The sequence below is a fragment of the Gluconobacter albidus genome, from assembly GCF_002723915.1.
GTDB lineage: Bacteria > Pseudomonadota > Alphaproteobacteria > Acetobacterales > Acetobacteraceae > Gluconobacter > Gluconobacter albidus.
The window spans coordinates 19,219-44,332 of record NZ_BEWL01000006.1; the positions used below are offsets into that span (position 1 = coordinate 19,219).

The window sequence follows — 25,114 nt, forward strand, 5'->3', positions numbered from 1 at the left end:
GGCATGGCGGAAACGGCATGGTCCCGGCCAGAAAATGATCTGAAAAACGATCTGTCCAAATCCGCCGAGGACGTCTCGACCTGATATGATGTATTACAGCCGGCTCAGACTGCTGGGCGTCGCAGGCATCTGCCTGATTGGCGTGCTCCTGTGTCTGCCCAATTTCCTGCGTTCTCCCGCACCGTCCCTGCCCTGGCGGCAGATTCATCTGGGGCTCGATCTGCGGGGTGGGTCCTACCTTCTTCTTCAGCTCGATCTGAAATCCCTTGAGCATGACCGCTTGCAATCCCTTCAGGATCAGGCGCGCCAGACCCTTCTGGATCATTCTCTGGGCTATCGGGATTTTGTCCGCGACGATGCGACCGCGAGCCTGAGCTTTGCGCCGCGTTCGGTGGCCGAGCGCGATGCGGCGCTCAAGGCCATGCAGTCCCTGCCGCCCGTGGTGCCGAATGAATTCACGACGTCTGAAAAAGACGGTCGGATCGTTCTGACGCTTCAGCACGAAGCGATGCTGGCCCGGGCGCGTGAGGCTGTGGCGCAGTCGATCGAGATCGTTCGTCGTCGTATCGACGCGACGGGAGCGATCGACCCGAGCATTGCGCGGGAAGGCGACGACCGGATTGTTGTCGAGCTTCCGGGCGTCAGCGATCCTGAGCGGATCAAGAGCCTGCTGGGCACGACGGCGCGCCTGACGTTCCGCCTGCTCGCTCCGAACCCGAGCGTTGCGAGCCCCGGCTCGACGATGCTTGAAGACGAGAGCATGCATACGCAGGTTGCGGTGCAGGACCACGTCGATGTCGACGGGACGGACCTGACGAATGCCGGTGCGGTGATTGATCAGCAGAGCGGTGGCTGGGCTGTGACGTTCCAGCTCAACAGTGCGGGGGCGACGGCGTTTGCAAACGTCACGCGGGCCAATGTCGGCAAGCGCTTTGCGATCGTTCTGGACAACAAGGTCATTGAGGCACCGAACATCATCAGCCCCATTACGGCCGGAAATGGTCAGATCACGGGTGGTTTCGATGCCCGGAGCGCGTCTGATCTGGCGTTGCTGCTGCGTGCCGGTGCGCTGCCTGCTCCGCTGTCTGTGGTCGAACAGCGCACGATCGGTCCGAGCCTTGGCGCTGCGTCCATTCGTGCCGGTATCATCAGCCTGCTGACCGGCCTGCTTCTGGTCATTGTGTTCATGGTGCTGTTTTACGGGCGCTTTGGTCTGTATGCCGATATCGCGCTGTTTGCGAACCTGATCCTGATGGTTGGAATCCTGTCGCTGTTCCAGGCGACGCTGACTCTGCCGGGTATGGCCGGTATGCTACTAACTCTGGGTATGGCGGTTGATGCCAACATCCTGATTAACGAGCGTATCCGTGAGGAAGTGAAGCGCGGCCGGGGTCCGCTGCAGGCCCTGCAGGCGGGCTTTGATCGCGCCACTGGCACCATCATCGACAGTAATGCCACGGCGTTTCTGGCGCATGTCATGCTGTTCGTGTTCGGAACGGGGCCGGTCCGCAACTTCGCTCTGACGATCACCATCGGTATCGTCACTACCCTCTTCACGACCCTCCTGCTGTCACGCCTTCTGGTCGTGCGGTGGTACGCCCTCGCCCGTCCCAAAGAACTTCCGGTCTGATCGTCATGCTGTCACGTCCCCTTTTCCGTTTTGTCCGTGACGATCGGCGCATCAATTTCATGCGCGGCCGCCACATGGGGCTGATCGTTTCGGCGGTCCTCTCCATTGCTTCCGTCATCCTGTTTTTCCAGCCCGGCCTGAAACTCGGGCTGGACTTCCGGGGCGGCATCATCGTGGAAGCCCAGACCCCCGGCCCTGCCGATTTCGGCAAGCTCCGCGCCGCGCTGGACCATGCCGGTATTCATCCGGACGCCGTGCAGGCGTTCGGGTCGCCGCGTGATGTTCGGATTTCGATCAACGCTCCCGAAGGTGCGGATCGCGAGGCGCAGACCCAGAAGCTGGTCGACGGTGTCAAGAACGCCATATCGGCTGCTGAGCCGGGCACGCAGGTTCTTCGCGCAGATGCCGTTGGGGCTTCAGTATCGTCCGAACTGTTCCGCGACGGTCTGCTGGCGCTTGGTTTCAGCCTTGCGATGATTCTGGTCTATATCTGGGTTCGCTTCGAGCGCGAGTTCGCCATCAGTGCCGTGGTGACGCTTATCCTCGATCTGACCAAGACGATCGGCTTTCTGGCCATCACGCGCTTTGAATTCGATCTGGTGATGGTTGCGGCCCTTCTGACGATCCTGGGCTATTCCACGAATGACAAGGTTGTCGTCTACGACCGGATCCGGGAAAACCTGCGCAAGTATCGGACAATGCCGCTGCGGGACCTGCTGGATCTGTCCATCAACGAAACCCTCAACCGTACGCTTGGTACGTCCATGACCGTTTTTTTGGCGGCCCTGCCACTGGCGCTGTTTGGCGGAAGTACGCTGACCGGCTTTGCCACCGTCATGCTGTTCGGGATTGTCGTGGGAACGTCTTCGTCGATTTTTATTGCGGCGCCGCTTCTGCTCCTGATGGGCGAGAAGCGGTTGCGCAAGGAAACGGATGCAGGCTGATACGGCCTGCTCCCGTGAGAGACACAAAAAAACCGGCTCCCTCAGGGGAGCCGGTTTTTTTGTGTCTGTTCTGCCGGATGTGCCGTTATGGGAGGGGTTTTTTGCGGAAGATCCGCAAGAAGGCTGGAAAGCGCCTGATCGGCCTGCCGGTTCGCGGACGAATTTTGCAGCTTCAGGGCATTCAGTGTTGCCTGTTGCGCGGCCTTGTCCAGAGTGACCAGCCGCGTCAGACCCTCCGGGCCGATCTGTCCGGTCATGACGGCTCCCCGGGCCATGCCATGCGCGATCAGATACGCGTAAAGCCGGGAATTGGGGGATGGCGGCACTCCTGTCATTTCAGGCCGTGCCGCGCATCCGGCCAGAAAGCCCCCCGCTACAAGCAGAGCCGTCGCAGAGCGCCAGACTGCTGGGCGGGAAACTTTCATGGCTGTCATCAGGAGTTTTTCTGGGCCAGCAGGTCGCGGATTTCCGTGAGGAGAACCTCTTCCTTGGTTGGAGCCGGCGGAGCGGCAGGTGCTTCGTCGTGCTTGCGGCTCAGCTTGCTGAGGATCCGGGTCAGCCAGAAAATGAAGAATGCAACGATCAGGAACTGGATCACGGCATTGAGGAACAAGCCGATATTCACGGTTACTGCGCCCGCCTTCTGGGCCTCGGCGAGCGTGTCTTTCACCGGACCCTTGAGGGTGATGAACAGGTTCGAGAAATCAACACCGCCAGTGAGAAGGCCGATGAATGGTGTCAGGACATCCTTGACCGCACTGCCGACAATCGCGCTGAACGAGGCACCGATCACGACACCGACGGCCAGATCGAGCACGTTGCCGCGCATGATGAATTTCTGGAAATCACTGACCCAGCCCGGAGTGTGCAGGGCGTGCTTCGTCTCGCTCATATCAAACCTTTCTTGGTATCCGTGAAATCACGGTCGCAGGCCTGACATTCGAGCCCGCTTTCATTGCAAGGGATAAACGGACTCACATGATCCAGTAAAGGCCACTTTCATCTGGAGGCGGTTTCCGTTATACGCCCCTGATGATTCGCTCCGGTCGGCATCGGAGCTTTCTTTATGGAGTAGACATTCATGAAATCCGGCATCCATCCCGACTACCACGAGATCACCGTCATCATGACCGACGGGACCGAGTACAAGACGCATTCCTGCTACGGTGAACCGGGCGCAACGCTGCGTCTTGACGTTGATCCGAAGTCCCATCCGGCCTGGACTGGCGTCCAGCGTATGATGGATACCGGAGGCCAGGTTGCAAAGTTCAACAAGCGCTTTGCAGGCATTGGTACGCGCACGAAGTAATTCGGCGCCCCTCCTCCCGCCTCCTCTTGAAGGCGGACAGGTTGGAACCTATCTGGAGAATCAGCCACGACGCCGTTCGGGTCGTGGCTGATTTGACCATAGCATTTTGCCATATCGGGAAATGTGCCAGATGATTCCTGCCAGAAGGAGGTTTCAGTGACTTACGACTTTACGCCGCTGTTTCGCAGCGCGATCGGTTTCGACCGACTGGCCACGATGGCTGGCAATGTTGCCAATGCCCAGGCCCTTCCAAGCTATCCACCCTACAATATCGAAAAAACCGGCGAGACGAATTACGTCCTGACGATGGCTCTTGCAGGCTTTCGGCCTGAAGACGTGGATGTCGTTCAGGAAGACAATACTCTTGTCGTGCGTGGCAGCGTTCCCGAAAACAGCGGTGACCGGGAATGGCTGCATCGTGGTATCGCCACGCGGGCTTTCGAGCGCCGTTTCGTGCTGGCCGATCATACGGAAATCGACCAGGCGGATCTGGTGAATGGTCTGCTGTCCATTATGGTCCGGCAGGTTGTGCCGGAAGCTGCCAGGCCCCGCCGCATCCCTGTTCGAAGCGGAGCGGGGCAGATTTCGCCGTCCGGAACTGTTTATACGGCGTAAGCAGAGGGAGGCGTGCCTTAAAAGCGCGCCTCTCCGTTTTGGTGCTTGACCATCGCGGCTCCAGTGCCCCATACCCGTTTCCATTATCGCAGAGCATCCAGCAGGTGCCGCGATCATATCCCGGGCGGGATCGGTTCCTCGCCGGATACGCCTGATCGGTGCCTGCGGAAGCTGGCTTCATCCGTGTCCCAGCAAGGAACGCATCGACATGACCCTGCCTTTGATGCCCAAGGCGACTGCCGTCTGGCTGATCGAAAAAACCGGCCTTACCTTTACGCAGATCGCAGAATTCTGTGGCATGCATCCCCTTGAAGTCCAGGCGATTGCAGATGGCGAGGTTGCGGCCGGAATCAACGGTTACGACCCGGTCAAGAACCACCAGCTTGCCGAAGCGGAAATCAAGCGTTGCGAAAAAGATACCAATGCACGCCTGAAGATCATGCCGACGGCTAGCCCCGTAAAGCGTCGTGCCAAGGGTGCGCGCTATACGCCCGTTGCCAAGCGGAATGACCGTCCGGACGCCATTGCATTCGTCCTGCGCCAGTTTCCGCAGCTTTCGGAAGCACAGATTGTCAAGCTGCTCGGTACCACCAAGGACACCATCATCAAGGTGCGTGATCGCCAGCACTGGAACAGTGCCAATATCAAGCCGCGCGATCCCGTGATTCTTGGTCTGTGCACCCAGACCGACCTTCATGCCGCGGTCACGGCTGCCAATGATCGACTGGCGCGCGAGGGCCATGCCCTTCCGGTCGTGGAAGCTTACGTGCCGGACAGCGACAGTCACGCCTGACCCGGAATGAATGCCTGACGGGTACTGGTCCGGTGCCCTTCAGGCATGATACTGCATTGGAGACAGTGGAAAGAATCAGTCTCTCCACAATGCCTGACTGTTCTCCGGGACCGGATGCCATGATGACTGACGACAATGCCATGCTGAAACGTCTGCACGAACTGCGCAGCGAGCATCGCGATCTGGATACTGTCATCGAGCGTCTCGTCCATCACCCCCTCAACCAGCTCCAGCTTCAGCGTCTCAAAAAGCGCAAGCTTCAGCTTAAAGATGAGATTTCGTGGATCGAGACCCGTCTCATCCCGGATAATATTGCCTGAATGAGCCAGATCCTCTCCGCCGAAGACACCCTTCAGAGCGACGCGCCCCTCCGTGTCGGCGTCATCATGGGCAGCCAGTCCGACTGGGACACCATGCGTCATGCCTGCGAGATTCTCGACGATCTGGGCATTGCCCATGAGCGACGGATTGTCTCGGCCCACCGCACGCCCGACCGGCTGGTGGAGTACGCCAAGACGGCGCGGCGGCGCGGATTGCATGTCATCATTGCGGGCGCTGGCGGAGCTGCGCATCTTCCAGGCATGTGTGCGGCCTGGACAAGTGTTCCCGTATTGGGCGTCCCGGTCCAGAGCCGGGCACTGAACGGTCAGGACAGCCTGCTTTCCATCGTGCAGATGCCCGGTGGTGTTCCGGTCGGCACGCTGGCAATCGGCAAGGCTGGCGCCATCAATGCAGGACTTCTGGCGGCGTCCATCCTGTCGGTTTCCGACGCTCAGGTCATGGCACGTCTGGATGCCTGGCGGGCGACGCAGACTGCTGCCGTGGCGGATGTTCCTGTCGAATGAACACACAGGATGTTTTTGTACCCGGCAGTACGATCGGGATTATTGGTGGTGGCCAGCTTGGTCGGATGTCTGCCGTGGCCGCATCGAAGCTTGGCTATCACGTGCATGTTCTGAGCCCCGAATTTCCGAGCCCGGCCACGGAAGTCGCTGCTTCCGTTACGGTGGGGGCCTATGACGATCCGGCGGTTCTGGAGGACTTTGCCTCACGCTGTGATGTGGTGACGTTCGAGTTCGAGAATATCAGTGCCGAAGGTCTGGCTCTGCTGGAGAGGCACCGTCCTGTCCGGCCGGCGGGCGAAATCCTGCGGATCAGTCAGGACCGGATTACGGAAAAAACGCGCCTGTCCGAAATCGGTGTCAGCCTCGCACCCTGGCATGCGGTCAATGGTCCCGAGGATCTGCTCGGGCTGGAAACACTTGGTTTTCCGCTGATTCTCAAGACGACGCGCTTTGGTTACGACGGTAAAGGGCAGTTCCGCGTGCCGGATGCCGAAGCTCTGGCAGCTTTGGACAATCTCCCTTACCCGCTCGTTGCGGAGAAAATGATCGACTTCGAGCGTGAGCTCAGCGTGATGGTCGTTCGTGCTCTGGACGGGACTGTGCGGTGTTTTGATGCGGTTGAAAACCGCCATCGGAACGGCATTCTAGACATAACACTCGCGCCTGCCCGGGTCATGCCTGACATTGCCCGACAGGCGCAGGATATGGCAGCCCGGATTGCAGAAGCGCTGGGTCTGGTCGGAATTATGGGCGTGGAAATGTTCCATGCGGCTGATGGGAGCCTCATGGTGAACGAGATTGCGCCCCGACCGCACAATTCCGGTCACTGGACCATGGATGCGTGTCTGGTGGATCAGTTCGAAATGCATGTGCGAGCTGTTGCAGGTCTGCCGCTGCCTCCCGCGCGCCGCCATTCCGATGCGGTCATGCACAACCTCATTGGTCCGGAAGACATGGCGCGCGTTCCGGCCATTCTCGTGACAGACGGAGCATCGCTTCATCTTTATGGAAAGTCGGAGGCGCGCGAAGGCCGGAAAATGGGGCATGTAAACACCATTTTCCCACGAGGTGCCCTTCCCGGCGAGCTTGCGCTTGAAGGGCTTCTTCCGCCTCGCGGCTGAAACTTCAGAGCAGATTGTTGCGCCGGAAACTGGTGTGGCGGCCGTTGCCGATGATGAAATGATCCGCGATCGTGACGCCGACCACATCAAGGGCGGCCTGAACCTGCATGGTCATCTGAATGTCAGCTTCCGAGGGGGTTGGATCGCCGCTCGGATGGTTGTGAACCAGAACCAGAGCGCTTGCGCCGATTTCCACGGCACGTCTGGCGACTTCCCGTGGATAGACGGGCGTGTGATTGACCGTGCCTCTGGCCTGAGCCTCGTCAGCGATCAGACTGTTCTTGTCGTTGAGAAACAGGATCCGGAACTGCTCAATGTTTTCGCGTGCCAGTCGGGCCGTCAGGTAATCGAGGAGTTTCTGTTCGCTATCGAGAACATCTTCGGGCGGCAGGCGCGCCCGGTTGTAGCGCAGGGCCGCTTCCTGAAGGAGGCGGATCATGGGCACCATATGCGTACCCATGTCGTTGACGCTTTCAAGCTCGCGATTGCTGGCGGAGAGAACGGCGCCCAGTGATCCGAAACGGGCAAGGAGCGTGTGTGACAGCTCCCCACTCCCCGCCTCACGCCCTGTAAAGAGGACCGTCATCAGATGCAGCAGGGTTGCATCGTCGAGATGACGTCCGCGCCCTGTCAGAAGAGCAAGCGGTGGTTCCAGCCCGGGAGAAGACTCGGTCATGGCCGCAATCTGCCTTAGATCTCCCGATGACAGCCCCACCATGGCATCTGAAAAGCCGCTCGTTTCGCTGTTCATTCTACAGCAACCCTCCCTGACGCATGCTGGAGGGGGGCCCCTCGCCTGTGATGAGCACATCATGAAGTGTGATGGACAGGGGGCGCATTGCGAAATCCAGCTGTCGGGCCGCCTGTGACAGATCTGCGGGACGCTCTGTAGGACGGACGTAGAATCCTATCAGCGCCGTGGCGTGCAATGCGAGCGCCCGGATGGCGATGGCGCGGTTGCGTTCTGTCGGCGTGTCGGCATCGGGCGCGGTCTCATCCGCCAGAAGCCGGTTGCGGTTGTCGAGATACAGCAGCCGGAGCTGTCCTGATATACCGCCTTCAAGCGCCTGATCGAGATAGGTCACGAGCTGATCCCAGTTGCCGAGCGTTGGGCGTTCGCGCTGTTCCGAGGAGGCCAGCCGTTCAGCCGCAACGCCTGGAAGACGCAGGACGCGGATGGCGTCGTCTTTCAGGCCTGCGGCCCGCAGGGCCTGTGTCGGAGCACGAAAGACCTCGACCAGACTGCCGAAATGTCCGATCAGGCCTTTGGCGAGCGGTTTTGTGTCCTTGCGCGGGACCCCCGCGAAAAGAAGCATTTCCAGAATTTCGTAATCGGCCAGCGTACTCGCCCCGGTGTTCAGCACGCGGGCGCGCATTCTGGCTCGGTGCCCCTGTGGACCGGTGCCGCGTGTCAGGTCGATGCGGGGATAGGTGTTGGCCATGACGGTATCTCACTCTATATCGGGAGGGTGCCGCAAGACCTCTCTTTCCCCCCGCCCGCCTCGACGCCCGAGTATCTCTCACGCCTCAACCCGGAGCAGAGACGCGCCATCGAGACGACTGAAGGCCCGCTCCTCATTCTGGCTGGTGCGGGAACGGGGAAGACGCGCGTCCTGACAACGCGCTTTGCGCATATTCTCCTGACCGGACGCGCCTATCCGAGCCAGATTCTGGCCGTGACCTTCACGAACAAGGCCGCACGTGAAATGCGTGAGCGTGTCAGCGCGATTTTGGGAGAACATGCGGAAGGGCTGTGGCTGGGAACGTTTCACGCGATCTGTGCACGGATGCTGCGGCGGCATGCGGAATATGTCGGGCTGACCAGCAGCTTCAATATCCTCGACACAGACGATCAGATCCGCCTGCTCAAGCAGATCATGGAGCCCTGGAAGGTTGACACCAAGCGTTGGCCCCCGAACCAGCTCATGGGGATCATCCAGCGCTGGAAGGATCGCGGACTGACGCCGGACCGGGTGACGCCGGCGGAGGATTCCGATTTTGCGAATGGACATGCGCTGGCGATCTACCGCGCGTATCAGGAGCGGCTGATTGCTCTGAACACATGCGATTTCGGCGATCTGATGCTGCACATGACGGAGATCCTGCGAAACCAGCCGAATGTGCTGGCGCAGTATCATCGGAGTTTCCGCTACATTCTCGTGGATGAGTATCAGGATACCAATACGGTTCAATATCTGTGGCTGCGTCTTCTGGCGAAGCGTGAGAATGGACCGTCCAACATTGCCTGCGTGGGGGATGATGATCAGTCCATCTATTCTTGGCGCGGGGCGGAAGTTGAGAATATCCTCCGGTTCGAAAAAGATTTTCCGGGTGCTGAGGTCGTGCGTCTGGAGCGCAATTATCGCTCGACGGCACAGATCCTCGCTGCCGCTGCCGGGCTGATTGCGCATAACGAGGGACGGCTGGGCAAGACGCTTCGACCTGGGCGTGAGGATGCAGACGGCGAGAAGGTTCAGATCATCGGCGTTCGTGATTCGGACGAGGAAGCCCGAATCGTGAGCGGCGCCATTGAGCGCCTGCGCGGAGACGGGCATCCGCTTTCGGAAATCGCCATCCTGATGCGGGCCGGATTTCAGACACGACCGTTTGAAGAGCGGCTGATGCTGATCGGTATTCCGTATCGCGTCGTGGGCGGCTTGCGCTTTTACGAGCGCGCCGAAATCCGGGACTGTCTGGCCTATCTGCGCGTTCTTTCTCAGCCTGCGGATGATCTGGCGTTCGAGCGGATCATCAATGTTCCCAAACGTGGGGTAGGCGCCGTGGCTGTGCAGAAGCTGCATGCCCAGGCGCGCGCTCTTCCGGGGCCTCTGAGCGCGGCTGTCAACTGGCAGCTTCAGGAAGGCCTGCTCAAGGGCAAGTCGAAGGAGGCGTTGAACGGGTTGATGGAGGCGTTTCATCGCGCCAAGGCAACGCTTGAGACCGAAGGCCACGTCGTTGCGGCCGAGCAGCTTCTTGAAGACAGCGGTTATCTTCAGATGTGGCGAGACGACCGCTCCGTCGAGGCGCCAGGACGTCTGGACAACATTCGTGAACTTCTGCGCGCGATTGGCGAATTCGGAACGCTTCAGGGTTTTCTGGAGCATGTCGCACTCGTCATGGATACCGAAAGCGAGACGTCCGATGACAAGGTCAGCCTCATGACGCTGCACGGCGCCAAGGGGCTGGAGTTTGACACGGTGTTCCTGCCGGGCTGGGAGGAAGGCGTGTTCCCGTCCCAGCGTTCGCTTGACGAAGGTGGAAACCGGGCGCTGGAGGAAGAGCGCCGGCTCGCTTATGTCGGGCTGACGCGGGCGCGGCGTCGGGCCATCGTGCTGCATGCAGCCAGCCGACGGATCTATGCGAACTGGCAGTCCTCGATGCCGAGCCGTTTTATTGAGGAAATTCCGTCCGAGTATGTCCAGATGAATGGACAGGCCTTTGAGACGCGGCGTCAGGCTGCGACGGCACCGTCCATGTTCGCCTCCGGCCCACTGACCAGCACCCGTCCGTCCGGGTTTCGCGCTCCGCGTCCGAAGCTTCATGACGTGAAGCCGGAACCGACTGTTGCCATTGGAGCGACGGTTTTTCATCACAGGTTCGGCGAAGGCACGGTTATCGGTGCCGACGGACCGCAGTTGCACATCAATTTTGAAAACGGTGGCGTCAAGCGCGTCATGTCGAACTTTGTGGAGATCAGATCGTGATGGCACCCCGCAGCATTGGCCGTCGCCATGCCAGTGCGCTCGAAACCCTGTCCATCACGGTTGAAGAGCCTTTCGTTCCCCTGTTCGAGCAGGCCCTGATGTGTGCCTGCGAAACGGTGGGTATTTTCGAAGCCGACGACGCGCAGAAATACTGGCGCGTGGAAGGCGTGAAGGACACGGGCTTCAAGGAAGACGAGCTCGAAAATGCCCTGGCGGTCGCGCGGATTCTTACTGGCTGTGAGGCGGAGCTTGAACGCACTCCGACCGAATCTGAAGGCTGGCTGGCCCGGACTTACGAATCCTTCCCGCAGCAGAATGTCGGCAAGCGCTTTGCCATTCGCGGCACCCACCTGCATGGTGCGCCCGATCAGTCCCGTCTGACGATTACGCTGGATGCCGGAATTGCCTTCGGTTCAGGCGAGCACGGTTCCACACGCGGCTGTTTGCGGGCGCTGGAAATGGTCGCGTATCGCAAGCCGCAGCGTATTCTGGACATGGGCTGTGGGTCCGGCATTCTGGCGATGGCAGCGGCGAAATTGCTGCACCGCCCCGTTCTGGCCGTTGATATCGAGCCCTGGTCCGTGCGGACGGCAAAGCTCAATGCGCGGCTGAATGGTCAGGGCAATCTGCTGGACTGCCGTTTCGGCAATGGCTGGCAGACCGAGGCCGTGCGCGCCAAGGCGCCGTATGATCTGGTCTTCGCAAATATTCTGGCCCGTCCGTTGTGCCGGATGGCGCAGTCTCTGGCGCTGAACCTTGCGCCGAATGGAACGGCCATTCTGGCTGGGCTGCTTTACAGTCAGGCACGTATGGTTCTGGTGGCGCATCAGCGTCAGGGTCTTGTGCTGGAGCGTATTTTGCGTGAGGGCGACTGGGCCACGCTGATCCTGCGCCGCCGCGGGTGATGGGAACGCCGGGAATGCTGCCCCTGATTCGCAAGGCCAGCGCTGATGATCTTCCGGCCATCCTGCGTATCACCAATGACGCCATTGAAAACACCGACGCCCTCTGGATCACGACGCCCTTTACGCTGGAGCAGCGGCGTCAGTGGTTTGAAGGCAGGCTGGCGCAGGGCTACCCCGTGCTTGTCGCCATCAATCCGGCTGGTGCGATTGCCGGATATGGTTCTTACGGGTCTTTCAGATCCTATGAAGGCTATGCCCGCACGGTTGAGCACTCGGTGTATGTGTCCCCCGCTCAACAGCGCCGGGGCATTGGCCGTCATCTTTTGAAAGCTCTGATCGACCACGCAAAAGACGCGGGCTTTCACGTCATGGTGGCCGGAATTACGGCTGACAACACCGCTTCCGTCGCAATGCACCGTGAGTTTGGTTTCCGGAACTGTGGCACGCTCCCTCAGGTCGGTCGCAAGCGTGACCGCTGGCTGGATCTGTTATTCATGACACTCTGCCTCGACGATATGTCTTCTGTGGAAAAGGACTTTTCATGACCCTGTCCTCCATCCCGCTCAACGCGCGCCCTGCCCTCGTTCGCACAGCCTGTAAACCGCTGGGTGTTGACGGTTTCATCATTCCGCGTGGTGACGAATATCTGGGCGAATATGTCGCCCCCTGTGCCGAACGGCTGGCCTGGCTGACGGGCTTTACGGGGAGTGCCGGTCTTGCCGCGATTCTGCCTGTTGTGGCCGCAGTGTTTTCTGACGGGCGTTACACGGTGCAACTGGAAGAGCAGGTTCCACATGATCTGTGGGAGCGTCGGCATGTCGCGCTTGAGCCGATTGGCGACTGGCTGGCCGAGCATGCAAAAGGGCTGAAGGTTGGCTATGACCCGCGTCTGGTCAGTCAGTCCATGCTGGCCTCATGGCAGACATCGGGTGTTGAACTCGTTCCGCTGTCACAAAATCCCATCGACCAAGCCTGGACAGATCGTCCTGCTGCTCCGGCCAGTCAGGTTATACCGCAACCCCTGGAATTTTCAGGGGAAAGCAGTGCGGACAAGCGTCTGCGTCTTGGGCAGATCCTAAGTAGGGCCGGACATGACGCGGTCATTATTGCCGATTGCACGTCGCTGGCATGGCTGCTGAATATTCGTGGCAGCGATGTTCCTCTCACGCCTGTCGCGCAGGGTTATGCGATCCTGCATGCGGATGGAAGCGCCGAGTGGTTTGTTTCATCGGAGCGCCTGTCGGCGGGTGTCAGGGATATCTGTGGGTCGGGTGTGACAGTCTATACCCCCGCGGAACTGGCGCAGCGTCTTGGGGCGCTTAGTGGCAGAACGGTGCGCGTGGATCCCGTCTCGACGGCTGTGTGGTTCGATACTACGCTTCAGGCGGCCGGAGCGACGGTCGTGGATGGAACGGATCCGTGCACGCTTCCGAAGGCGATCAAGAATAGTACTGAACAGGAAGGTGCACGGCAGGCTCATGCCCATGACGGTGTGGCGATGGCCCGGTTCCTGTATTCCCTGACGGTATCGGGGATGGGCCAGTACGAGACGGATCTCGTCTCGCGGCTGGATAGCCTGCGGGCCCGCTCCAGTGACTATCGGGAACAGAGCTTCGATGCCATTTCCGCAGTTGGACCGAATGGTGCTTTCCCGCATTATCGCGCGCAGGTTGGTCATGACCGGGTTCTGGAAGCCGGAAGTGTTTATCTGATCGACAGCGGTGGCCAGTACCCGTTCGGTACGACCGATATCACCCGCACGCTCTGGGTGGGGGATCAGGAACCGCCGTCCAATGTCCGTGAGGCGTTCACGCGTGTTCTGAAGGGCAATATCGCCCTCTCCCGCATCCGTTTTCCGCCTGGCACGACCGGTCATCGTCTGGATGTCTTGGCACGGGCTGCCCTGTGGCAGGTGGGCATGGATTACGATCATGGGACCGGACACGGAATCGGAAGCTATCTGTCCGTTCATGAGGGCCCGCAGAACATTTCTCCTGCGCCGCGTCCTGTTGCGCTTGAAGCAGGCATGATCGTTTCTAACGAGCCGGGGTATTACGAGCCAGGGCAATACGGCATCCGGATCGAGAACCTGATGCTGGTGCGTCCGTCTTCGTTCAGGGGCAGCAAGGGCGCGTTTCTGGAGTTCGAGATCCTCAGCTATACGCCGATTGATCGCAGATTGATTGATGTGGCGCTTTTGAATGATGCCGAACTGAACTGGCTGAACGCCTATCATGCGGAGGTCCAGATGCGGGTCTCCCCGCATGTCGAGCCAGAGGTTGCAGAGTGGCTCGTGGAGGTTTGCAAACCGCTTCTCCGATAAAGTTGCAGGTATAACTGTTTTTTTACTTTTCCCGGTCATAAGCAGAAAAATGATCGGGAAAGTTCGCCTCCTTGCCGCGGCCGTGACGCTCTCCGGGGTGCCGGTTGCGCAGGCCTATGATGCTGCGTCCATCTGTAAGGCGGCGGTGCAGGCCGCCGAACAGCAGACTGGTATTCCGTCTCGTCTTCTCGACGCCATCAGCCGGGTGGAGAGCGGACGGCGGGACCCGAACGGTTCGGCGACTGTCGCCTGGCCCTGGACCGTGAATGCGGCCGGAAAAGGTTATTTCTACGAAAGCAAGGACGAAGCCATTGCAGCAGTGCGGGATTTCCAGGCGCACGGCATCGTCTCGATTGATGTGGGCTGTATGCAGATCAACCTGCATCATCATCCGGACGCTTTTTTCTCGCTCGAAGATGCTTTTGACCCGTTCAGCAATGCCCGTTACGGCGCCCGTTTTCTGTCCGGACTGCACAATCAGCTTCAGGGTTGGCCGGCAGCGACGGCTGCCTATCATTCCCTTACCCCGGCTCTTGGTGCGGATTATGCCCGTCATGTGCTGGCCATCTGGAACGGACAACCCGACAGCTACCGGCCCCCAGACTTTCTGCCACAGGTCGTGATGACGGCGTCAGGCCTTCAGGCCATGCTTCCAACTGCCAGACCTGCTCCTTATTTTGCGTTGAACAGGCAATCCGGATTTTCCGAACGTCCGACGCCGCGTATGGAAGCCATGCCGTCTGTTCACATGGTGTCTTATGCCCCCCCGCCTCGCATCATCCATCATGCAGTCGGGCAGGCTGGAAGCACTGTGCCCATGCGTGGTGGACGGGATCTTGCCTCCTATCGCGCCATGCCGGTTCGTCTGGCATGGCGACAACGCTGATCAGTATCCGGACCAGCCAGCACCTGCTCCAGCATAGGCTCCATGCGACGACGCATGATGGTGGGTGACGGAAATTCCCCCATCATCGGGGTGGTGAACGCAGGCCGACAGTCCCAGAAAAAGCGTTACGATCAACATGCGAAAAATCATGTGACGGCTCACCTTACACTTTGAAATTTTCTGCAGGAGAACCCGGACCAATCCGGTTCGTTTTGTACGTCATGACTGGAGAAAAATCATGAAGTTCCTGCTTTTCCTGCTGATTGGCGCCATGGCGGCCCGGACGTGGTTCCGTATTCTGGCCAACACGTCTTCCCGCTCGACTCTGATCGGAAACAAAGGCGCGTGAAGCGTCCCTCCTGACTAGAAAATTTCCGGCACCTCAGGCCGTGACGCATCGAGCCAGCCCTGAAGCATATAGGCGGCGGCCATCTTGTCGACAACCTCGGCTCTGCGGCCGCGTGTCATGTCGGCATCCTGGATCAGAAAGCGGTTAACGGCGCTGGAAGACAGGCGTTCGTCCCACAGTCCCGCGGGAATCCCGAGCCGTTCTGACAAAGCCTGTGTCCAATCGGACGCCGCGCGTGCAGCGGGACCAAAAGATCCATCCAATGAAAGTGGCAGCCCCACGACAAGAGCGCCAACGTCCTGTGCGAGCACGATTTTGGCAAGTTCCTGTGCATTTTCTCCCAGTTTTCTGCGCTTGAGGCCGATCAGGGGAGAGGCCAGCATGAGAGAAACATCCGTCAGGGCGACGCCGATGGTCTTTGATCCGGGGTCAAGCCCGAGGATGCGTTGACCGGATTGAACGAGATTACGGAGATCATGTGGATTGAACAGGGGCATAGCACGGCGTTATGATCCCCCTGAAGGCTGAAAAGCCACCATAAAATTTCCTCTTGTTCAGGAATATTCATGTCGCTCGACGCGAAAACGGTTACGCGCATCGCCAGACTGGCGAGGATCGGTCTTAAGCCCGAAGAGGTTGAAACCCTTGGGCAGGATATGGGCTCCATCATCGATTGGGTGGAACAGCTCAAGGAAGTGGATGTCACGGGCATTGATCCGATGATTGGCACGGGGCTGGCAAAACCCCGTCTGCGCGAAGACGCCGTCACGGATGGCGACTGCCGTGACAAGGTCCTCTCCAATGCTCCCGAACGGGAAGGTCCGTTCTTCACGGTACCGAAGGTGGTCGAATAATGTCCGGCATCCATGATTTCACGCTGGCTTCGGCCCGGGACGCGCTCAAGTCCCGCAAGATTTCCGCCGTCGAACTGACGAACGCTCATATTGATGCGATCGAACGTCTGGACGGTCAGCTCAACAGCTTCATCACCCGTACGCCCGATCAGGCTCGCGAAGGCGCAAAGGTTGCGGACGAGGCTCTGGCCAAAGGCGAAGGTGGCCGCCTGTGCGGAATTCCGCTGGGCATCAAGGATCTGTTCTGCACGAATGGCGTTCGCACGACGGCTGCCAGCAAGATCCTCGGCAATTTCGTGCCGCCTTATGAAAGCACGGTCACGGCCAATCTGCTCAAGGATGGCGCGGTTTTCCTTGGCAAGCTGAACCTTGACGAATTTGCCATGGGTTCGGCTAACCTGAACTCGGCATTCGGTCCGGCGGTCAATCCCTGGAAGCGCAAGGATTCTGACGCAAAGCTGGTTCCGGGTGGTTCTTCCGGTGGTTCTGCCGCGGCTGTTGCTGCCGGACTTGTTCTGGGTGCGACGGGCACGGATACGGGCGGTTCCATCCGTCAGCCGGCGGCTTTTACGGGCATTGCCGGGATCAAGCCGACCTATGGTCGGTGCTCGCGTTTCGGGACGATCGCTTTTGCAAGTTCGCTAGATCAGGCTGGCCCGATGGCCCGCAATCTTCAGGATTGCGCCATTTTGCTTGAATCGATGGCGGGTTTCGATCCGCGTGATTCCACGAGCGTCGATACCCCTGTTCCGAACTACGAAGCTTCCCTGAAGCGTGGCGTCAAAGGTCTACGCGTCGGTATTCCCAAGGAATATCACGTCGAAGGCATGCCTGCGGAGATCGAAGCGCTCTGGCAGCAGGGCATGAACTGGCTGCGTGATGCGGGCGCGGAGATCGTCGAGGTCTCCCTGCCGCACACGAAATATGGCCTTCCGACGTATTATATTGCAGCTCTGGCAGAAGCATCTTCCAATCTGGCCCGTTATGACGGCCTCCGGTTCGGTGAACGCGTGAGCGCGCCGTCGCTGGATGGCCTGTACGAAGCCAGCCGTGCTGCTGGTTTCGGTGAAGAGGTCAAGCGCCGCATCCTGATCGGCACACATGTGCTGTCTTCGGGCTATTACGACGCCTATTACCTGCGGGCCCAGAAGGTCCGGACGCTGATCCAGCAGGACTTCCTGAAAGCTTTTGAAAACGTTGATGTGCTTCTGACGCCCACAGCGCCGTCTGGCGCTTTTGCACAGGACGAAAAGCCCACCGATCCGGTTCAGATGTATCTCAATGATGTCTTCACGGTTCCGGCGAGCATGGCGGGCGTCCCTGCCCTGTCCGTTCCGGCTGGTCTGGATGCACGCGGCGTACCGCTTGGGTTGCAGCTTATCGGCAAGTTTTTCGATGAAGAGACGCTGATTGCAGCCGGTCATGCCATTGAACAGGCTGCGGCGTTCCATCATAGACCCACCATTCATGCAGGAGTGTCGGCATGAGCTATCGTATCACCGGCAACACCGGCGAATGGGAAATCGTTGTCGGTCTGGAAGTTCATGCCCAGGTCGTCAGCGAGGCCAAGCTCTTTTCCGGCGCTTCGGCGGAATATGGCGGCGAGCCGAATACGCATGTCAGCCTCGTCGACGCCGGTTTTCCGGGTATGCTTCCGGTCCTGAATCAGGAATGCGTTGCTCAGGCCGTCCGCACAGGTCTGGGACTTGAAGCCGAGATCAACCTGTTCAGCCGCTTCGACCGCAAGAACTATTTCTATGCCGATCTGCCCACCGGCTATCAGATCAGTCAGTTCGCCCATCCGATCATTGGTAAGGGCAAGGTTCTCGTTGATCTGGCGGATGGTAGCACGCGCGAAATCGGTGTCACCCGTCTGCATCTTGAACAGGATGCCGGTAAGTCGATCCACGATCAGGATCCGACGCGCTCTTTCATCGACCTGAACCGGGCCGGTGTGGCGCTGATGGAAATCGTCAGTGAGCCGGATATCCGCTCGCCTGAGGAAGCGGGAGCCTATCTGCGCAAGCTGCGCCAGATCCTGCGCTATATCGGCACCTGTGACGGCAACATGGAGGAAGGCTCCATGCGTGCCGATGTGAACGTGTCGGTTCGCAAGCCGGGCGAAACGGACTATCGCACGCGTTGTGAGATCAAGAACGTCAACTCGATCCGCTTTGTGATGATGGCCATCGAAGTCGAGGCGCAGCGGCAGATCGAGATCTGGGAAGCTGGCGGAACCGTCGATCAGGAGACGCGCCTGTTCGATCACGTCAGAAGCGAGACGCGGTCTTTGCGCAGCAAGGAAGATGCGCATGATTATCGCTATTTCCCTGATCCTGATCTTCTGCCGCTGGTCATTGAGCAGTCCTGGGTCGATGAGCTGAAAGCGGCTCTGCCGGAACTGCCCGAAGCCAAGCGCGCCCGTCTGGAAGCGGAATACGGTGTCAGCCGTTATGAATCTTCCGTTCTGTGTGTTGAGCAGGCCATTGCCGACTTCTATGAGACTGTGGCACGCGGTGCTGATGCCCGGTTGGCAGCGAACTGGATGCTGGGCGATTTCTTTGCAGCCCTGAATCGTACCGGACGCTCCATTGAAGACAGCCCTGTCAGCGCCGAAGGTCTGCGAGAACTTCTGGGTCTGATTTCCAATTCCACGATCAATGGCAAAATTGCCAAGGAAGTCCTGGAAGACATGGTCGAAACAGGCGATTCTGCCTCAGTCATCGTTGAGCGCAAGGGTCTTCGGCAGGTCACGGATACAGGCGCTATCGAAAGCGCCATTCGCGACATCCTTGCGGCTAACAACGACAAAGTTGAAGAATATAAAAGTGGCAAGGACAAGCTTTTCGGATTTTTTGTGGGGCAGACCATGAAGGCCATGAAGGGCAAGGGGAACCCTGCCCTCGTCAATGAAACCCTGAAGAAACTTCTTTCAGAGTAAGACGAAAAAAATGTTCTCAGGGGGTTTGACCACGACGCGGTTACCCCCTAAGAACACTCCAGCATACGCAGTGCGAACCGCGTAAAGTGCGGAGGGGTGGCCGAGAGGCTGAAGGCGGCGGATTGCTAATCCGTTATACGATGTAAGTCGTATCGTGGGTTCGAATCCCATCCCCTCCGCCAATATATCGCAAAATATAAAATCAGTTATAGCCGGATGTTTCATTCACGCGGCCTAATGCTGCAGAGATATATCTGCGACCCCATCGCAAGGCGCTTGACCAATATGTCGCCGAAGATGGGTTCTGCCGCATTATAAGTTTGGCCGGAAGCGGCTGAACCTGTTCCTTGATTCTTTCGTATGCAAGACGCGCAATCCTGAAATCAGACCGTTGCGGTTTCAGGGGTTCTTCTGTTTTTCAGTTCGCGTTGAATGACCTGAAAGACCGTATCCCTCAGCCACCGATGAACGCCATCGCTATCCACACGGGGATGCCATGCCTGAAAGGATATGACGGGGGGCAGCTCGAACGGAAATTCGAAAGCCTCAAGCTGGATCTGGGAAAGTGGCAGACGGTCGATAACGATATCGGGTAGCGGAAGGATCATGTCTGTTTCGCGGATGGTCTCGATCATGGAATGATAGGTTGGAACGACCATCGCGATCTGTCGGGTCAGCCCGTAGCGTTCCTTGAGAATGACATCCATCGGACCATAGGGGCGGCCTTTGCGGGAGACGCTGATATGGTCGTATTCCACGAGTGTCTGCGGAGTGATCCCCTGCGCGAAAATGGGGTGCCCTTCACGGACCATGGCGCGGAATGACGTCAGGAACAAAGTCTGGCGCATGATTTCTGGACGCAGATCATCCGTTGCACCTACGTACAGATCAATCCGGCTGTTACGCAGTGCCTCACTGGCTGGTTCTTCCGTCTCCGGAGCGAACACCACGCTACAATTCGGGCACTCAGCCTTGAGCGCCATCAGGATCACATGGCCGAATGCGCTCACGATAAGATCGTTGGCGCGGATCGTGAAACGGGGCGAGAGATGGCGCAGATTCAGCGTTTCGCTATCGTGCACCAGCGCGTCTGCGTCCCTCACAATGCTTTGAACCCGGTCGCGGATGCGACTGGCAAAAGTCGTCGCCATCATCCGGCGCCCGGACAGGACCAGAATGGGGTCGCCAAAAACGCTCCGCAACGTGGCGAGATGGCGACTCATAGCGGCATCACTCACCTTCAGGCGAAGCGCCGCTTTCGAGACGCTCTCTTCCTCCACCAGGGCCTGAAGATAGCGCAGAAGATCAAGGTCATAGAATCTGCGGCTGTTGTTGCGCCTCGCCATCGTTCTTCCTGTTTCCTACTGTTTCCACACCCCGTTTTCACGGTTTCTTGCATAAAACGGAAGGCATTATTCCAACCCTTGCGGAAAGTGGAAACGTCACTTGCCGCAAACGTGGGTTTTCGGGCCTGTGCCTGCCGGATACAGGCTGTCGGGTAACGGAAAAGATCCATGACCCCAGCAGTTTCATCATCGCCGCAGGCTCCACTCGCGCAGCCTTCTTATATTCCGCCTTTCGGTATGCGGACCATTGTCGGCTGTCTGGGGATGCTGCTGGCCGTGCATGTCGCCGGATTCAACGAACACATCACGGAAATCGGCCTCGCCGATATCCGGGGCGCGATGCATATCGGGCATGATGAGGGAACGTGGTTCACCTCGATCTACGAGGCTTTCAACATCGCGGCCATGGCCTTCACGCCCTGGTTTTACATGACGTTTTCGATCTACCGGTTTTCGATCTTCATGACGGCCGTGCTCGCCATGCTGTCGATCCCCCTGCCCTTCATGCCGGACATGGTCTCGCTGTGCTTTCTTCGTGCGGCACAGGGGCTGAGTGCGGGGTGTCTGCCACCCGTCCTGATGACGGTCATGCTGAAATATCTGCCGCCGCCCATCAAGGTGTTCGGCATTGGCGGCTATGCGATGAGCGCCACCTTTGGCCCCAATCTGGGCGGCCCGCTTGAGGCCATGTGGTTCGAGCATGTGGGCTGGCGCTGGCTGTACTGGGAGGTCATTCCCTTCAGCATCATCGCCATCGCCATGATGGCCTACGGACTGCCGCGCGATCCGGTGCATCTCGAACGGTTCAAAAAGTTCAACTGGCGCGGTTTCTTCATTGGTGTGCCATCCATCCTGTGTGTGGTGACCGTACTCTATCAGGGGGACCGGCTGGACTGGTTTCGTTCGCCGATCATCTCTCATCTGACATTCTGGGGCGGTGCGCTGTTCGTGGGGTTCCTGTTCCATGAATGGCACCATCACAGCCCGTTCTTCCGGCTTCAGTACTGGAAGAACCGCAACATCACGATGTCTCTGCTGACACTCGTGGGTGTGCTCATCATCTGCGGGCTGATGATGGAGGTGCCGATGACGTATCTGGAAGCCGTGCGGGGCTATCGGCCCATTCAGGCAGCTCCGGTCGCGCTGACGGTTGCCCTGCCACAGCTCATCATGCTGCCGCTGACAGCTGCTCTGTGCAACTCCGCGCGGGTGGACTGCCGGTATGTGCTGGCGTTCGGCATGTCATGTCTGGCGCTGGCAGCGTTCCTTGGAACCTGGCTGACGCCGGACTGGGTACGGGACAATTTCTACGTTCTGCAGGGGCTTCAGATCCTTGGCCAGCCGATGGTCGTGATACCCGTTCTGATGCTGGCCACCATGTCTCTTGGCCCGGCGGACGGGCCGTTCATCTCGGGAATGGTCAACATGCTCAAGGGCATGGCCAATGCGTTCGCTGCCGCTATTTTCGAAATCCTGCTCCGTCGTCGGGAACAGTATCATTCCACGATGCTGCTGGACCGGGCGGGCAATAACGCTACAGCGCTGTCCGGTATGGGTGATCCAATTCACGGAGCGATCAGCAACAGCTCGCCTGACGGCGATCATGTGGCGCGAAATACGCTTCAGATCTTCCACACCTATCTGCACGAGCAGTCGATCACGCTGGCGCTGGTGGACATCTATTTCGTCGTGATGTGCCTCTGCCTTGCTTATGTCGCGCTGACCGCCGTGCTGCCTAAACGGGTCTATCCGCCCGGCAAGGGGCCTGCTCCGGCCATGCCTGCCGCCGCCCGTGACCCCCGACCTGAACCCGCCCCCTCACCCATTCCCGCCACCGCGCACTGACGGACCTGCCTTTATATGATTTACGGAAAACCCCTTCTTCTGGCCGGATGTGCGGTCATTGTTCTGACGGGTCTGGCCTGGACGGCAGACCGTTTCTTCGTGGGTGATGGTATCCGGCAGGAAACCAACGATGCCTATGTCACGGCCGATTTCACGACCGTGGCTCCGAAGGTCTCCGGGCGTATCGACCGGGTGCTGGCCGAGGACAATGAATACGTCCATGCCGGGGAAGAACTTGCGCATATCGAGGACGACGATTACCGCGCGGCGCTGGATGCAGCCCGTGGCGATACGGCTGCGGCTCAGGGCGATGTGACCAATCTTCAGGCCCTGCTGGACCGTCAGGGCTCCATCGTCGACGCGGCGAAATATACCGTGCAGTCCGACGAGGCGGCGCTGGTTTTTGCACGGCAGAATGCGGCCCGGTATCGCAATCTGTCCGCAGGGGGCGCGAGCACGATCGAACAGCAGCAGGGCGCGGAAGCCCGGCAGCTTGAAGCAGTTGCGGCCCTTGCCCGCGACAAGGCCGGAACCAGTACGGCTGAACAGCAGGTCGCGGTGCTGAAGGCGCAGCTTGAAAAAGCTCAGGGTGCGCTTCTGAAGGCGAAAAGTGCCGAGCATCAGGCCGAACTGAACCTGTCCTACTGCACCGTTCCCGCGCCAGTGGACGGTGTCGTCGGTGAGCGTGGTGTGCGCGTCGGTGCCTATGTCCATCCGGGCACGGGGCTGCTGGCGGTCGTGCCGGTCCGCAAGGCCTATGTGCTGGCGAATTTTCAGGAAACCCAGCTGACGAAAGTCCAGACCGGCCAGAGTGCGACGGTCTGGGTCGATACGTTTCCCGGTCATCCGCTCAAGGCCCATGTGGACAGTCTGGCCCCAGCCACAGGTGTGGCTTTCGCTGCTATCCAGCCCGATAACGCGACCGGAAACTTCACGAAGGTCGTTCAGCGCGTTCCCGTCAAACTGACCTTCGACCCCGGTCAGAATCTAGCAGAAAAAGTGCGCGTCGGTATGTCCGTCGAAGCACGGATCGACACGTCTTCGACGCCCGAGGGTACTCATTCCCATGACGCACGGTATCTCTGGAAATGAGAGCTTCCATGTTCCAGAACTCCCGCTGCCTTCTCCTGGCGCTGACAGGTCTCTCTGCCTGCACGGTAGGGCCGGACTATCATCGGCCCGATCCCCATGCGCCCGCGCACTGGCACCAGAGCCTGGCCCCCGCTGCCAGTCATCCGCAGGAAACCTCCGCCGTCGATGCACAATGGTGGCGGATCTATCGTGACCCCACGCTGACGGCGCTGGAAGAAGATGTGGCGCGTAACAACCTCGACCTGCGCGAGGCCGCCCTGCATTTTACGGAAAGTCAGGCTGAACGCCGGATCGCCAGTGCAGCCCAGATGCCGCATATGGAAGGTGCTGCCTCCTATGCCCGCGAACGCGCCAGCACAAATGGTATTCTCGGTCTACTGGGGACCATGCAGCAAGCGGGCCCCGGCGAGATCGCCAGCGGTCAACAGGGCTTTGGGCCGGCTGCCATGGATGGAGCAAAGGGCAATCCCTCGTTCAATCTGCCCCAATACGGATTGAGTGCATCCTGGGAAGTCGATTTCTGGGGGCATGTCCGCCGGCAGGTCGAAGCGGCGACGGCTGCGATGCACGAAACCGACGAGCTGCGCCGCGATGTGCTCGTCTCGCTCATGGCTGAAACGGCGCAGGATTATCTGAACCTGCGCAATGTCCAGACACAGATCGGCATCACGCAACAGAGCATTGATATCGCAAAGCATAGCGTGAAACTCACGGAACTCCGGTTCGCGCAGGGCACGGCGACGAAGCTCGATGTCGCCTATTCCCGTGGACAGATGCATGGCTTCGAGGCGCGTCTTCCGGTCCTGAAAAGTCAGGAAGTGCATCTCGTGAACGCGCTGAGCTTCCTGACGGCACGGGAACCAGGGGCGTTGAAGGACAGACTTGGATCGAGCCGGATCATCCCGCCCGTCCCGGCTGATATTCCAGTTGGTCTGCCGTCCGAACTGGCGGAGCGTCGCCCGGATGTGCGAGCGGCTGAAGACCATCTTCATGCCGCGACGGCGAGTATCGGCGTGGCGGTCGCGGACTTTTTTCCGCGTGTCACGCTGTCGGGCAGTCTGGATATTCAGGCGTTGCAGTTCAGCGGATTGGGTTCATGGGCGTCGCGTCAGTACGGGTTTGGTCCGACCATGACGCTGCCACTTTTCGAAGGGGGACGGCTGACGGGGCAGCTTCATCTCCGCAGAGCCCAGCAGAAGGAAGCCGCGATTGCGTTGCAGCGCACGCTCCTGAAGGCGTGGGAAGAAGTCGATGACTCCATGGCGGATCTAAGCGCAGCGCAGGAACGTTGCAACCGACTGGAAGAAACGGTTTCGGAAGACGAAACTGCCGTCCATATCGCGCAGCTTCAGTACAGTCAGGGGGCTGGAGACTTCCTCAACGTCCTGACGACGCAGAATGCTCTTCTGGCAAGTCGGAGCGCGTTGGCGGAATCGAGCGCCAACGTCTCGATTTCCATTGCCCACCTGTACAGGGCACTCGGAGGGGGGTGGACACAGAAACCCTGACGTTCAATCCTGTCCAGATCGCTCCCCTGACTGTGGATTGTGCTGGCAGCATAATCCTGTGCCCGCCCGGCATAGTGTTTTGCTGTGTACTGTCAGACATCAAA

General features: G+C 59.3%; 26 protein-coding genes, 1 tRNA gene and 1 pseudogene. 20 read left to right on the forward strand and 8 right to left on the reverse strand.

Going from position 1 to position 25,114, the window contains the following annotated elements:
• The first annotated feature begins 88 nt into the window (after positions 1-88).
• Positions 89-1,630 (forward strand): protein translocase subunit SecD, encoded by a 1,542-nt coding sequence (gene secD / locus GAL01_RS08445; RefSeq protein WP_062028752.1) that lies wholly within the window; start codon positions 89-91, stop codon positions 1,628-1,630.
• A gap of 5 nt (positions 1,631-1,635) precedes the next feature.
• A complete protein-coding gene (gene secF, locus GAL01_RS08450; protein ID WP_062028701.1) occupies positions 1,636-2,574 on the forward strand; it encodes a protein translocase subunit SecF in 939 nt (312 codons plus the stop codon).
• 41 nt (positions 2,575-2,615) lie between these two features.
• Here secF and GAL01_RS08455 read toward each other — a convergent pair whose 3' ends face one another.
• Both GAL01_RS08455 and mscL read right to left on the reverse strand, forming a co-directional pair.
• Positions 2,616-2,999, reverse strand: coding sequence for a hypothetical protein (locus tag GAL01_RS08455; RefSeq protein WP_231865264.1), 384 nt, complete (start codon positions 2,997-2,999; stop codon positions 2,616-2,618).
• Between the two features lie 8 nt (positions 3,000-3,007).
• Positions 3,008-3,466, reverse strand: coding sequence for a large-conductance mechanosensitive channel protein MscL (gene mscL / locus GAL01_RS08460; RefSeq protein WP_062028706.1), 459 nt, complete (start codon positions 3,464-3,466; stop codon positions 3,008-3,010).
• Between the two features lie 189 nt (positions 3,467-3,655).
• Between mscL and rpmE the strand changes: the two genes are divergently transcribed.
• From rpmE to GAL01_RS08490, 6 genes are all read left to right on the forward strand, one after another.
• Positions 3,656-3,883, forward strand: coding sequence for a 50S ribosomal protein L31 (gene rpmE, locus GAL01_RS08465; protein ID WP_062028708.1), 228 nt, complete (start codon positions 3,656-3,658; stop codon positions 3,881-3,883).
• A 156-nt stretch (positions 3,884-4,039) separates the two neighbouring features.
• Complete coding sequence (locus GAL01_RS08470) at positions 4,040-4,498, forward strand: Hsp20 family protein (RefSeq protein ID WP_231865265.1); 459 nt, start codon at positions 4,040-4,042, stop codon at positions 4,496-4,498.
• Between the two features lie 208 nt (positions 4,499-4,706).
• A complete protein-coding gene (locus GAL01_RS08475; protein WP_062028710.1) occupies positions 4,707-5,291 on the forward strand; it encodes a DUF1013 domain-containing protein in 585 nt (194 codons plus the stop codon).
• A 119-nt stretch (positions 5,292-5,410) separates the two neighbouring features.
• On the forward strand, positions 5,411-5,611 hold the full coding sequence (locus GAL01_RS08480; protein ID WP_011253895.1) for a YdcH family protein: 201 nt from the start codon (positions 5,411-5,413) through the stop codon (positions 5,609-5,611).
• Positions 5,612-6,136, forward strand: a complete 525-nt coding sequence (purE, locus tag GAL01_RS08485; protein WP_062028712.1) for a 5-(carboxyamino)imidazole ribonucleotide mutase — start codon at positions 5,612-5,614, stop codon at positions 6,134-6,136. It begins immediately after the preceding gene.
• Positions 6,133-7,257 carry a 5-(carboxyamino)imidazole ribonucleotide synthase gene (locus tag GAL01_RS08490; RefSeq protein ID WP_062028714.1) on the forward strand — a complete coding sequence of 375 codons (1,125 nt, stop codon included), beginning with the start codon at positions 6,133-6,135 and terminating at the stop codon, positions 7,255-7,257. Before purE ends, GAL01_RS08490 begins: the two co-directional genes overlap by 4 nt.
• A 4-nt stretch (positions 7,258-7,261) precedes the next feature.
• Here the strand turns inward: GAL01_RS08490 and radC are convergent, their stop codons facing one another.
• Positions 7,262-8,008 carry a RadC family protein gene (gene radC, locus GAL01_RS08495; RefSeq protein WP_062028716.1) on the reverse strand — a complete coding sequence of 249 codons (747 nt, stop codon included), beginning with the start codon at positions 8,006-8,008 and terminating at the stop codon, positions 7,262-7,264.
• Position 8,009: 1 nt separating this feature from the next.
• Positions 8,010-8,699: a JAB domain-containing protein gene (locus GAL01_RS08500; protein ID WP_062028719.1), complete on the reverse strand. Its 690-nt coding sequence runs from the start codon at positions 8,697-8,699 to the stop codon at positions 8,010-8,012.
• A gap of 27 nt (positions 8,700-8,726) precedes the next feature.
• Between GAL01_RS08500 and GAL01_RS08505 the strand changes: the two genes are divergently transcribed.
• Genes GAL01_RS08505 through GAL01_RS08525 form a run of 5 tightly spaced genes read left to right on the forward strand, consistent with a single transcriptional unit; the run spans position 8,727 to position 15,075 of the window.
• Positions 8,727-10,961 carry an ATP-dependent helicase gene (locus GAL01_RS08505; RefSeq protein ID WP_062028721.1) on the forward strand — a complete coding sequence of 745 codons (2,235 nt, stop codon included), beginning with the start codon at positions 8,727-8,729 and terminating at the stop codon, positions 10,959-10,961.
• Complete coding sequence (locus GAL01_RS08510) at positions 10,961-11,866, forward strand: 50S ribosomal protein L11 methyltransferase (protein ID WP_062028723.1); 906 nt, start codon at positions 10,961-10,963, stop codon at positions 11,864-11,866. The genes GAL01_RS08505 and GAL01_RS08510 overlap by 1 nt, the downstream gene beginning before the upstream one ends.
• Positions 11,867-11,880: 14 nt before the next feature.
• The gene (locus GAL01_RS08515) at positions 11,881-12,411 is read left to right on the forward strand and encodes a GNAT family N-acetyltransferase (protein ID WP_062028757.1); all 531 of its coding nucleotides are present in this window, start codon (positions 11,881-11,883) and stop codon (positions 12,409-12,411) included.
• On the forward strand, positions 12,408-14,189 hold the full coding sequence (locus tag GAL01_RS08520; RefSeq protein ID WP_062028726.1) for an aminopeptidase P family protein: 1,782 nt from the start codon (positions 12,408-12,410) through the stop codon (positions 14,187-14,189). The genes GAL01_RS08515 and GAL01_RS08520 overlap by 4 nt, the downstream gene beginning before the upstream one ends.
• A 49-nt stretch (positions 14,190-14,238) precedes the next feature.
• The gene (locus GAL01_RS08525) at positions 14,239-15,075 is read left to right on the forward strand and encodes a transglycosylase SLT domain-containing protein (protein ID WP_062028728.1); all 837 of its coding nucleotides are present in this window, start codon (positions 14,239-14,241) and stop codon (positions 15,073-15,075) included.
• Here the strand turns inward: GAL01_RS08525 and GAL01_RS15680 are convergent, their stop codons facing one another.
• Positions 15,076-15,225 carry a hypothetical protein gene (locus GAL01_RS15680; RefSeq protein WP_156476373.1) on the reverse strand — a complete coding sequence of 50 codons (150 nt, stop codon included), beginning with the start codon at positions 15,223-15,225 and terminating at the stop codon, positions 15,076-15,078.
• Positions 15,226-15,438: 213 nt separating this feature from the next.
• Positions 15,439-15,921 carry a Holliday junction resolvase RuvX gene (ruvX, locus tag GAL01_RS08530; RefSeq protein ID WP_062028730.1) on the reverse strand — a complete coding sequence of 161 codons (483 nt, stop codon included), beginning with the start codon at positions 15,919-15,921 and terminating at the stop codon, positions 15,439-15,441.
• A gap of 69 nt (positions 15,922-15,990) precedes the next feature.
• On the opposite strand from ruvX, the gene gatC reads away from it, so the two are divergent.
• The 4 genes from gatC (at position 15,991) to GAL01_RS08550 (ending at position 19,401) form a co-directional block, all read left to right on the forward strand.
• The gene (gene gatC, locus GAL01_RS08535; RefSeq protein WP_062028733.1) at positions 15,991-16,278 is read left to right on the forward strand and encodes an Asp-tRNA(Asn)/Glu-tRNA(Gln) amidotransferase subunit GatC; all 288 of its coding nucleotides are present in this window, start codon (positions 15,991-15,993) and stop codon (positions 16,276-16,278) included.
• Entirely contained in the window at positions 16,278-17,765 is a 1,488-nt protein-coding gene (gatA, locus tag GAL01_RS08540; protein WP_062028736.1) for an Asp-tRNA(Asn)/Glu-tRNA(Gln) amidotransferase subunit GatA, read from the forward strand. Before gatC ends, gatA begins: the two co-directional genes overlap by 1 nt.
• Entirely contained in the window at positions 17,762-19,219 is a 1,458-nt protein-coding gene (gene gatB, locus GAL01_RS08545) for an Asp-tRNA(Asn)/Glu-tRNA(Gln) amidotransferase subunit GatB (protein WP_062028738.1), read from the forward strand. Before gatA ends, gatB begins: the two co-directional genes overlap by 4 nt.
• 90 nt (positions 19,220-19,309) lie before the next feature.
• A tRNA-Ser gene (locus GAL01_RS08550) sits at positions 19,310-19,401 on the forward strand.
• 201 nt (positions 19,402-19,602) lie between these two features.
• On the opposite strand, the gene GAL01_RS08555 is transcribed toward GAL01_RS08550, so the two are convergent.
• A complete protein-coding gene (locus GAL01_RS08555; protein ID WP_062028740.1) occupies positions 19,603-20,565 on the reverse strand; it encodes a LysR family transcriptional regulator in 963 nt (320 codons plus the stop codon).
• A 168-nt stretch (positions 20,566-20,733) separates the two neighbouring features.
• Here GAL01_RS08555 and GAL01_RS08560 point away from each other — a divergent pair, with 168 nt between their 5' ends.
• From GAL01_RS08560 to GAL01_RS08570, 3 genes are read left to right on the forward strand one after another with little or no spacing between them, the layout of a single operon-like run.
• A complete protein-coding gene (locus GAL01_RS08560; protein WP_099253193.1) occupies positions 20,734-22,410 on the forward strand; it encodes an MFS transporter in 1,677 nt (558 codons plus the stop codon).
• Positions 22,411-22,425: 15 nt separating this feature from the next.
• Positions 22,426-23,502: an HlyD family secretion protein gene (locus tag GAL01_RS08565; RefSeq protein WP_062032190.1), complete on the forward strand. Its 1,077-nt coding sequence runs from the start codon at positions 22,426-22,428 to the stop codon at positions 23,500-23,502.
• An 8-nt stretch (positions 23,503-23,510) separates the two neighbouring features.
• The gene (locus GAL01_RS08570) at positions 23,511-25,010 is read left to right on the forward strand and encodes an efflux transporter outer membrane subunit (RefSeq protein WP_169926413.1); all 1,500 of its coding nucleotides are present in this window, start codon (positions 23,511-23,513) and stop codon (positions 25,008-25,010) included.
• Here GAL01_RS08570 and GAL01_RS16205 read toward each other — a convergent pair.
• Positions 25,010-25,099 (reverse strand): annotated as a pseudogene (locus tag GAL01_RS16205) (SAM-dependent methyltransferase); the annotation flags it as partial. The gene GAL01_RS08570 and the pseudogene GAL01_RS16205 sit on opposite strands and share 1 nt — an antisense overlap.
• Positions 25,100-25,114 lie beyond the last annotated feature (15 nt).